Origin of the sequence: Streptomyces viridosporus (assembly GCF_002078235.1) — a bacterium.
GTDB classification, from domain to species: Bacteria; Actinomycetota; Actinomycetes; order Streptomycetales; family Streptomycetaceae; genus Streptomyces; species Streptomyces viridosporus.
Genome location: NZ_MSGP01000605.1, coordinates 1 through 9,430 on the forward strand (window position 1 = coordinate 1; position 9,430 = coordinate 9,430).

At 73.8% G+C, this 9,430-nt stretch carries 8 protein-coding genes and 3 pseudogenes; 5 read left to right on the forward strand and 6 right to left on the reverse strand.

The window, feature by feature from the left end:
- Positions 1-234, reverse strand: a pseudogene (locus tag B7L92_RS34015) (DNA primase); the annotation flags it as partial.
- A gap of 502 nt (positions 235-736) precedes the next feature.
- On the opposite strand from B7L92_RS34015, the pseudogene B7L92_RS34020 reads away from it, so the two are divergent.
- Together B7L92_RS34020 and B7L92_RS34025 are read left to right on the forward strand one after the other, a co-directional pair.
- Positions 737-1,884, forward strand: a pseudogene (locus B7L92_RS34020) (MFS transporter); the annotation flags it as partial.
- A 223-nt stretch (positions 1,885-2,107) separates the two neighbouring features.
- Positions 2,108-2,986, forward strand: a complete 879-nt coding sequence (locus tag B7L92_RS34025; protein WP_081241100.1) for an SDR family oxidoreductase — start codon at positions 2,108-2,110, stop codon at positions 2,984-2,986.
- A gap of 22 nt (positions 2,987-3,008) precedes the next feature.
- Here the strand turns inward: B7L92_RS34025 and B7L92_RS34030 are convergent, their stop codons facing one another.
- On the reverse strand, positions 3,009-3,401 hold the full coding sequence (locus B7L92_RS34030; RefSeq protein ID WP_016827383.1) for a MarR family winged helix-turn-helix transcriptional regulator: 393 nt from the start codon (positions 3,399-3,401) through the stop codon (positions 3,009-3,011).
- Positions 3,402-3,490: 89 nt separating this feature from the next.
- Here B7L92_RS34030 and B7L92_RS34035 point away from each other — a divergent pair, with 89 nt between their 5' ends.
- Positions 3,491-3,775, forward strand: a complete 285-nt coding sequence (locus B7L92_RS34035) for a DUF6332 family protein (RefSeq protein WP_081241101.1) — start codon at positions 3,491-3,493, stop codon at positions 3,773-3,775.
- Here the strand turns inward: B7L92_RS34035 and B7L92_RS43755 are convergent.
- Together B7L92_RS43755 and B7L92_RS34045 are read right to left on the reverse strand one after the other, a co-directional pair.
- Positions 3,736-4,474 (reverse strand): annotated as a pseudogene (locus tag B7L92_RS43755) (helix-turn-helix transcriptional regulator); the annotation flags it as partial. The gene B7L92_RS34035 and the pseudogene B7L92_RS43755 overlap by 40 nt on opposite strands.
- A gap of 130 nt (positions 4,475-4,604) precedes the next feature.
- Complete coding sequence (locus tag B7L92_RS34045) at positions 4,605-5,306, reverse strand: TetR/AcrR family transcriptional regulator (protein ID WP_081241102.1); 702 nt, start codon at positions 5,304-5,306, stop codon at positions 4,605-4,607.
- Between the two features lie 177 nt (positions 5,307-5,483).
- On the opposite strand from B7L92_RS34045, the gene B7L92_RS34050 reads away from it, so the two are divergent.
- Entirely contained in the window at positions 5,484-5,933 is a 450-nt protein-coding gene (locus B7L92_RS34050; RefSeq protein WP_081241103.1) for a nitroreductase family deazaflavin-dependent oxidoreductase, read from the forward strand.
- On the opposite strand, the gene B7L92_RS34055 is transcribed toward B7L92_RS34050, so the two are convergent.
- Entirely contained in the window at positions 5,917-7,155 is a 1,239-nt protein-coding gene (locus B7L92_RS34055; protein ID WP_016827380.1) for a geranylgeranyl reductase family protein, read from the reverse strand. The two genes, B7L92_RS34050 and B7L92_RS34055, sit on opposite strands and share 17 nt — an antisense overlap.
- Positions 7,156-7,387: 232 nt before the next feature.
- Here B7L92_RS34055 and B7L92_RS34060 point away from each other — a divergent pair, with 232 nt between their 5' ends.
- Positions 7,388-8,749, forward strand: coding sequence for a dipeptidase (locus tag B7L92_RS34060; protein ID WP_081241104.1), 1,362 nt, complete (start codon positions 7,388-7,390; stop codon positions 8,747-8,749).
- A gap of 348 nt (positions 8,750-9,097) precedes the next feature.
- Here the strand turns inward: B7L92_RS34060 and B7L92_RS34070 are convergent.
- The coding region (locus B7L92_RS34070; protein WP_143626424.1) for an NUDIX hydrolase at positions 9,098-9,430 on the reverse strand (333 nt) is incomplete at its 5' end.

Below are 9,430 nucleotides of genomic sequence, written 5' to 3' on the forward strand. Positions count from 1 at the left end.
GTCCTTGTCGTCCTTGTCGTCCTTGCCGTACCCGTTGTCCTTGTCGTCCTTGTCGTGCTTGCTGTCCTTGTCGTACTTGTCGTCCTTGTAGTCGTCGTCCTTGTCGTGCTCCTTGCTGTAGGAAGACTTGTCGTGGTCCCCGTCGCTCGCGTGAGCGGCGAAGGTCGTGGGCGCGGCGATGGCGAGGGCCGCCGTGGCCGTCGCGGCGGCGAGCACCATGCGGGCAGAGCGCATTTGAGAGTCCTTCCCTCGGCGACCGGACTGCTGACGCCTCATCAGCACGATGAACCCGGCCGCGCGTGATCCACAGTCGGTCATGCAGCCCGCCCCCACCATTCGAGACGTTCACACGGGTTAACCCCCGCGTCCTTACGGGGCAATCGGCGGCTCCTGACCTGGTAGGACCGCATCCGGGAGCGGGAGGACCCGACACCCCCCGCGGCCCCTTCGCCGCCTCCTGCGGTGGAAAGCGGAGACGGTCTCCACCGGGAGCGACCCCCGGGAGGCACGCACGGCCGTGGCCGGCCCGCGCCGGATCACCGAGGACCCCGTGCACCCCCGGGGGGGGCGACCCCCACGCATCGGCCACCGCGGTCCGACTCACCAAGGACGGCATCGAGACACCGGGGCCGCACGGCCCCGCACGTCGCGACCGCCGACGTGCTTGCCCTTGCCTCTCACACCCACCCAGCCCGGCTTTGTGCCGCTCATAAACAAAACCCGATCGCACAGTGCCGTGCCGGGTACCGACCTCGCCCGACTCCGACTCGCCCTGACCCTCTTCTTCGCCCTCGACGGCTTCGTCTTCGCCGGCTGGGTGGTGCGCATCCCCGCCATCAAGGAGCAGACCGGCGCCTCCGCCAGCGCCCTGGGCCTCGCCCTGCTGGGTGTCTCCGCCGGAGCCGTCGCCACCATGGCGCTCACCGGCCGCCTGTGCCGTCGCTACGGCAGCCACCTGGTCACCGTCGTCTGCGCGGTCCTGCTCTGCCTCAGTGTCGGGCTGCCCCGCTGACCCACTCCGCCCTCGCCCTCGGCACCGTGCTCCTGCTGTTCGGCGCGGCCTACGGCGGAATCAACGTCGCCTTCAACAGCGCCGCCGTCGATCTGGTGGCCGCGCTGCGGCGGCCGATCATGCCCAGCTTCCACGCCGCGTTCAGCCTGGGCGGCATGATCGGCGCGGGCCTGGGCGCCCTGGTCGCGGGCTCCCTCTCGCCCACCCGGCATCTGTGGGGACTCGCCGCCGTCGGCCTGCTCGTCACGGCCGTGGCGGGACGGATGCTCCTGCGGTGCGAGCCGCTGACCCCGGCGGACCGGGGCCGGCCCGAGCCGTCCGCCGCCCACCGGCCGTCGGGCCGTACCCGCGGGCTGGTGATCGTCTTCGGGCTCATCGCGCTGTGCACCGCGTACGGCGAGGGAGCACTGGCCGACCGGGGCGCGCTGCACCTGGAGCAGGACCTCGGCGCCTCACCGGGTGCCGCGGCCCTCGGTTACTCCTGCTTCGCGCTCGCGATGACCGTCGGACGACTCACCGGGACGACGCTGCTCGAACGGCTGGGCCGGACCCGGACCGTGCTCGTGGGCGGCTCCACCGCGACGGCCGGCATGCTGCTCGGCGCGCTCGCGCCCTCCCTGTGGGCCGCTCTGCTCGGTTACGCGGTCACCGGCCTCGGCCTCGCCGACCTCTTCCCCGTGGCCGTCGAACGGGCCGGCGCGCTCGCGGGTCCCAGCGGTGTCGCCACCGCCTCCACGCTGGGCTACGGCGGCATGCTCCTCGGTCCGCCCGCGATCGGGTTCATGGCGGACTGATTCAGTCTGCCGGTCGCGCTGACCAGCATGGCGGTGCTGGCCGCGGTGGCCACGGTCATCGGCTTCGCGACGCGCCGGGTGAACACGGGCTGGGGCGACGCGCCTCCGGGCCGCCGGGGACGGTCGCCCGGGCCCGGTCCGCACGGCTCCTCGGCCGTTCAGCCGTTCGGGAGGACCGCCGGATCGGCCGGCCCGTGGCGGGGTACTCGGTGATCCGCGCCCGTCGATCATCCGTCGACGGGCGGCGCGAACGCGACCGACCTCGCAGAACCCCGCGAAACCCGCACATCAGGGAGAGATCGTGACCGAACAGCAGAACCCCGCCGAGCAGCATCCGACACCCGACTTCCCGTCCCAGGACCAGCCGCATCCCGGTTGGACCGGTCCCATGGACCCGCCCCCGGACCACGGGGAGGACTCCTACCGGGGCAGCGGCCGGCTCACGGACCGCAAGGCCGTGATCACCGGTGGGGACTCCGGGATCGGGCGGGCGGTCGCCCTGGCGTTCGCGCGGGAGGGGGCCGATGTGCTCTTCACCCATCTGGAGAGCGAGAAGGACGAGGCGGCCGAGACCGCACGCTGGGTGGAGGAGGCCGGCCGGCGCGCCGTGCCCGTCTCGTGCGACATCCGGGAGGAGGAGAACTGCCGGGCGCTGATCGACCGCGCCGTGTCGGAGTTCGGCCGGATCGACGTCCTGGTGAACAACGCGGCGTACCAGATGTCGCAGCCGGACGGTATCGAGGCGATCTCCACGGAGCAGTTCGACCGCGTGGTGCGCACCAACCTGTACGGCATGTTCTGGCTGTGCAAACTGGCACTGCCGCACATGCCGGAGGGCGGCAGCATCATCAACTCGGCCTCCGTCCAGGCCTACAAGCCGAGCCCGCACCTGCTGGACTACGCGACGACCAAGGGGGCGATCGTCACCTTCACCCAGGGGCTGGCGCAGATGGTGATCGAGCGCGGCATCCGCGTCAACGCCGTGGCGCCGGGCCCGGTGTGGACGCCGCTGATCCCGGCCACGCTGCCGGACACGAAGGAGTTCGGCAAGCAGGCGCCCATCGGGCGGCCGGCCCAGCCGGCCGAGATGGCCCCGGCGTACGTCTTCCTCGCATCCCAGGAGGCGTCGTACATCACCGCGGAGATCGTCAACGCGACGGGCGGGACGCCGTTGCCGTGAGGCGGCGCCCCGGACCGGGCCCTCAGCCGTCCGAGAGCATCCGGGTCAGTACCGCGCGCTGCACCGGCAGCACCTCGCCGTGCAGCGCGCGCCCCTTCGCCGTGAGGGAGACCCGCACTCCCCGCCGGTCCTCCGGGCACGTCCCGCGCTCGACCAGCCCTTCCTTCTCGAGGCGGGCGATCAGCCGGGACAGCGCGCTCTGGCTCAGATGGACACGCTCGGAGATCTCCTGGACGCGGTAGGAGCAGCCGTGGGCGGCGGAGTTCGCGGCGAGGACGTCCAGGACCTCGAAGTCGCTGGCGCACACGCCGTGTCCGTGCAGTGCGCGGTCGAGTGCGCACTGGGTCCGCGCATGCAGCGCGAGCATGTCCCGCCACCGTCGCACGAGCGCCTGTTCGGCCTGCTTCGCCGCCATGGGCGCACCGTAGCAGGACCGACAGGCCCCTTGCTGCGGCCGAGGCCTTCCGGGCATGATCCCGGAGTGAGCGCTTGCAGGGGACGCGTGTGACGGGCCGCGGGGGGCGGCGGACCCAGGCCGAACGGGACGCGATCACCGTCGAGATCGGGTACGCGCTGTGCAGCGCGGCCTTCGCGGCGGCGGTCGTCTTCGGAGCCGTGGCGGGACCGGCGCTGCTCTTCTCGCTGCCGGAGGCCCTGGAGACCTTGCTGCTCGGCGCCGGAACGGTGCTCGCGCCGGTTCTGTTCGCCGTCCGCACGGTCGGCGTGCTGATCCGCTTCGGACGGTCGGCTCAGCCCTGCCGGCCCGGCCGCACCGAACCGGACTCGTAGGCCGGGACGACCGGTTGGGCCCGGTCGCGGACTCACCGCTTCACCATGGTGTGGTTGACACGCGTCTTGGCGGTGAGCGGGCTCACCACCAGCCGGTGGGCGATCTCCTCGGTGGACGGACCGGTGCCGACCAGCGCCGTCGCCTCCCGCTCCCGCTCGGCGGGCCGGACCAGGGCGTCGGCGGCGGCCAGGTCCGCGCCGGGCGGCAGCCGGGGCGGCTTCCCCTCGGCGGTGACCGTGAGGCCCGCGCCCGCGGCCTGTTCCACCGGCTCGGGCAGCCGGTCCAGGCCGGACGCCGGGGCGCGTGGCGCGGCGGTGTCCCGAGACGAGGGCGCCGAAGCAGGCCACGGCGACGGTGAGGGGCACCGGGCCGTACGGGGACCCGGCCCCCAGGTGGAGCAGAACGGCGGCGACCGTGCCGAGCTCCGCGGCCACGGGACGACGACGCCGCCCCAGCGGCATCGCCCCCGCGACGAACAGCAGCACCCGCGCGAAGGAGCCCAGGGCGGCCCGCCGGCCCTCCCGGGTGTGCTCCGCGCAGGCGGAGCCGACCAGCGCGAACGCCGTGAGCGGCACGGTGGAGCGCCAGGGCCACCGGGGAGGGCGCCCGGGGCGCCACCACCCGGGTGTCCCGTACGCGGGACGACCCCGCTCGTCCGTACCGCCATGCTGGACGCCCGGTGCCCCGCGCGGCGTCAGCCCGGCGGGGTCGTCCCGCGTACTCCCGGCGAAGTGCCTCCGCCGGCGCGGCCGGTGCCGAGCTCCTCGAGGAGGACGACGCCGCCGGTGGCCCGAGGGTACGGTCCCGGCCGGGCCCGCCCGGCCCGGCTCACTCCTGCCGCGACGGCACCAGACCCACGGTGCGGGCCAGTTCCCCCACCGCGTGCCGGAAGAACGCCCCGCGGTCCTCCACCACCCGGTGGAAGTGCCCGAACACCTCGAAGCCGACCAGGCCGAACAGCTGGGCCCAGGCCGCCACCATCACCGCGACCACCTCGGGCGGCAGGTCGGGCGCGAGGTCGGCGGCCATCCGCACGGCCTCGGGCCACAGTTCGTCCGGCAGCGGGGGACCGGCCAGGCCCGGGCCGCGCTGCGCCTCGCGGAGGATGCCGGTGAGGACGAGAGCGACGCGGGAGGCGGCCGGGACGGTCGTCCGGGGGGCGGTGTAGCCGGGCACCGGCGACCCGTAGATCAGCGCGTACTCGTGCGGATGGGCGAGCGCCCAGTCGCGCACCCCCTCGCACACCGCCGTCCAGCGCTGGACGGGCCCGGCGTCGGCGACCGCGGCGTGGGCCGTCTCGGCCGCCTCGCCGAGGGAGTCGTAGGCGTCGATGATGAGGGCGGTCAGGAGGTCGTCACGGCTGGGGAAGTAGCGGTACAGCGCGGAGGAGGCCATGCCGAGCTCGCGGGCCACCGCGCGCAGCGAGAGTTTCGCGGCGCCCTCCACCGCGAGCTGCCCGCGGGCCTCCTCCTTGATGGCCGCGGTGACTTCGATCCTGGCCCGGGCACGGGCGCCGTGTGCGGTGCTCATGGGCATCAGTGTTCCATGGAAGCAGAGCACCGCACACAAAAGAGAGCGGCGAACACAAACGAGAGCAGTGCTCTTGCTCCGGGGCGCGGCGTCCGGCAGACTGGCACGCATGAGCGAGAGCACTGCTCACACAAGAGAGCACCGCTCACCGAAATTCGCACCCCAGGGGGTCCCCGCATGTCCGCGTATGTCAAGAAGCCCGGCTGGTTCACCGTCCACGTCCTCAACCGCCTCGTCGCATGGTTGACCCGCCGCGGACTGAGCGTCATGGGGTCGCGGGTCCTCGCCGTCCGCGGCCGCAGCAGCGGGCAGTGGCGGACGACCCCGGTCAACCTCCTCATCGTGGACGGCGAGCGGTACCTCGTCGCGCCGCGCGGCCACGTCCAGTGGACGCACAACATGCGCGCGGCCGGCGGTGGCGAGCTGCGCCTGGGCCGGGACGTGGAGGCCTTCACCGCGGCCGAGGTGGCCGACGACGACAAGCCGCCGCTGCTGCGCGCCTACCTCGAGCGGTGGAAGGCGGAGGTCGGGGCCTTCTTCCACGGGGTCGGCCCCGACTCCTCCGACGACGAGCTGCGCCGCATCGCCCCCGACCACCCGGTCTTCCGGATCACGACCGGGAGCTGACCTCGCCCTCCGCGGAGCGCCGGTCCAGTGCCGTCAGGGCCCGGTGCGCCAGCGGATGCGTGCGGACCAGTTCACCGAGGGTCGTCGAGCCCTGGGTGATGTCCTTGAACGCCTTCCAGGCCGGGCGGAAGCCGGTGAGAACCGCGTGGAACACCCCGGGGCGCCGCTCGAACGCCGCGAGCATCCGCTTGCCGACACTCATCTCCACACCGAGGCCCGCCTTGACGGCGAAGGCGTAGTTCAGCGCCTGCCGGCGCGTGTCCACGGCGTCGTGGGCCTCGGCGATCCGCACCGCCCACTCCCCCGCCAGCCGGCCCGAGCGCAGCGCGAAGGAGATGCCCTCGCGGGTCCACGGCTCCAGCATCCCGGCCGCGTCCCCGCACACCAGCACCCGCCCGCGCGACAGCGGCGAGTCGTCGGTGCGGCAGCGGGTCAAGTGGCCGGAGGAGATGCTCGGTTCGAAGCCGGCGAGGCCGAGCCGCCCGATGAAGTCCTCCAGGTACCGCTTGGTCGCGGCACCTTCCCCGCGCCGGGAGATCACGCCGACGGTCAGCGTGTCGCCCTTGGGGAACACCCAGCCGTAACTGCCGGGCATGGGGCCCCAGTCGATGAGCACCCGGCCCTTCCAGTCCTCGGCGACGGTCTCCGGCACCGGGATCTCCGCCTCGAGGCCCAGGTCGACCTGGTCGACCTTGACCCCGACGTGCGCTCCTATCCGGCCCGCGCTGCCGTCCGCGCCGACGACGGCCCGCGCGAGCACCGTCTCGCCGCCCTGCAGCACGAGGGCGACCGTGCGCCGGTCCGGTACGGCCGAGCCGTGCTGCTCGACCCGCTGCACGGTGACGCCGGTGCGCAGTTCGGCGCCCGCCTTCTGTGCGTGCTCCACCAGTTGCTGGTCGAACTCGGGCCGGTTGATCAGCCCGAACAGCATCTGCCGGGAGCGGCGGGTGCGGCTGAAGCGCCCGTTGTGGGAGAACGTCACCGCGTGCACCCGGTCCTTCAGCGGAAGCTCGAAGCCGGGCGGGAGCGCGTCGCGCGAGGGGCCGATGATGCCGCCGCCGCAGGTTTTGTAGCGCGGCAGCTCCGCCTTCTCCAGCAGCAGCACGCGCCGCCCCGCGACCGCCGCCGCGTAGGCGGCCGAGGCCCCCGCGGGTCCCGCGCCCACCACGACGACGTCCCACACCTGCCGCACGTCGTCCGCCGAAGAGTTCTCGCTGCTCACGATGGTTTACTGCTCCCGATCAAGCCGCCTGCCTCCCCCAGCTCCCGGCTTCGTTCGAGCAGGGGGTACCCCCATCTGTCCCCCGCATCCTACGGCGGTGATCGTCGCAGGCCGCTGTGGGAGGATCGGCGATGTGAGTGCCCCGTACACGGGACCTCGCACACCTCGCACGATCGTCGCGTACCCGGAGGTACGCGAGAAGTACAACGTCGCACCCACAAGGAGCGTGCCCATGTCGTCGCAACCGGTCGCCGCCACCGTCGCCTCGCTGATGCCCAGGGCGAAGGAGGAGCTCGCCGAGCTGGTGGCCTTCAGGTCGGTGGCGGACTTCGACCAGTTCCCGCGCGGCGAGAGCGAGGGCGCCGCGCGCTGGATCGCGGACGCGCTCACCGCCGAGGGCTTCCAGGACGTGGCGCTGCTCGACACCCCGGACGGCACCCAGTCGGTGTACGGCCACCTGCCCGGCCCCGAGGGTGCGAAGACCGTCCTCCTGTACGCGCACTACGACGTGCAGCCGCCGCTGGACGAGGCCGGCTGGACCACCCCGCCCTTCGAACTGACCGAGCGGGACGGCCGCTGGTACGGGCGCGGGGCCGCCGACTGCAAGGGCGGCGTGATCATGCACCTGCTGGCGCTGCGCGCGCTGAAGGCCGACGGCGGTGTCCCCGTGCACGTCAAGGTGATCGTCGAGGGCTCGGAGGAGCAGGGCACCGGCGGTCTGGAGCGGTACGCCGAGGAGCACCCCGAGCTGCTGGAGGCCGACGCCGTCGTCATCGGCGACGCGGGCAACTTCCGCGCCGGTCTGCCGACGGTCACCTCCACCCTGCGCGGCATGACGCTCGTCCGGGTGCGGATCGACACCCTGGAGGGCAACCTGCACTCCGGCCAGTTCGGCGGTGCCGCGCCCGACGCGCTGGCCGCGCTCGTCCGCGTCCTGGACTCGCTGCGCGCCGAGGACGGTTCCACGACCGTCGACGGGCTGACCGACGACACCGCCTGGGACGGCCTGCAGTACGACGAGGAGCAGTTCCGCAAGGACGCGAAGGTGCTCGACGGCGTGCGGCTGATCGGCTCCGGCACGGTCGCCGACCGCATCTGGGCGCGTCCGGCGGTCACCGTGCTCGGCATCGACTGCCCGCCGGTGGTCGGCGCCACCCCGTCCGTCCAGGCCAGTGCCCGCGCGCTGATCAGCCTGCGGGTCCCGCCGGGCGTCGACGCGGCCGGGGCGACGAAGCTGCTCCAGGCGCACCTGGAGGCGCACACGCCGTGGGGCGCGCGGGTGAGCATCGAGCAGATCGGCCAGGGACAGGCGTTCCGCGCGGACACCACCAGCCCCGCCTACCGGGCCATGGCCGACGCGATGGCGGTGGCCTACCCGGGGCAGGAGATGCAGTACGCAGGCCAGGGCGGCTCCATCCCGCTGTGCAACACCCTCGCCACCCTCTACCCGCAGGCGGAGATCCTGCTCATCGGCCTGAGCGAGCCGGAGGCGCAGATCCACGCGGTGAACGAGAGCGTCTCCCCCGACGAACTGGAGCGGCTGTCGGTCGCGGAGGCGCTGTTCCTGCGCGCCTACGCGTCCGGCGCGAGCTGAGCCCGGCGCTCCACCGCGCCGCCTACGGCGGAACCCCCGCTCTCGGGCGGGGGTTCCGCCGCGGGCGACGCGGCCGAGGCGGCGGAGGCGGCGGAGCCCACCGGTGCCGAGGGACCGGCCCACCGGCTGGACGCACCGCACGTGCGCGGCGGACTCCCGGGCCCGCCCGCGGTGTTCGAGGGCCGGGAGCGCCCCCTGCACGAGCGGGCGGCGCGGCTCCTGCCCCCGGCGGACTTCGAACGCCCCGCCTAGGTCACGGAGCTGTCCGACGGTGACGCCCTCGGCCTCGGCGGCGGGGCGCACGTCGGGCACGTCCCGGGAGCCGACCGGTGGGCGCGGACCCCGCGCTCATCCGACCGGCACCCCGGCCTCCAGGTACACCGCCTTCCCGCGCTCCCGGGCCCGCAGCGCCCGGCGCAGCCGCTCGTAGCGGACCGGCGGCAGCAGTTCGGCGGCCTCGGCCTCGGAGGCGAAGCGCCAGTCGCGCAGCTCGGGCCCGGGCAGCAGCAGCCGTCCGGCGTCCGCGGAGTCGAGGCGACCGCCGTCGAAGAGCAGGCGCAGACCGCCGAATCCGGGCGGTGCGGGCGGCTCCCAGTCGACGACGAGCAGCGCCGGTACGTCGTCGAGGCGGATCCCGGTCTCCTCGGCGACCTCGCGCATGCCCGCGCGCGCGGGCGCCTC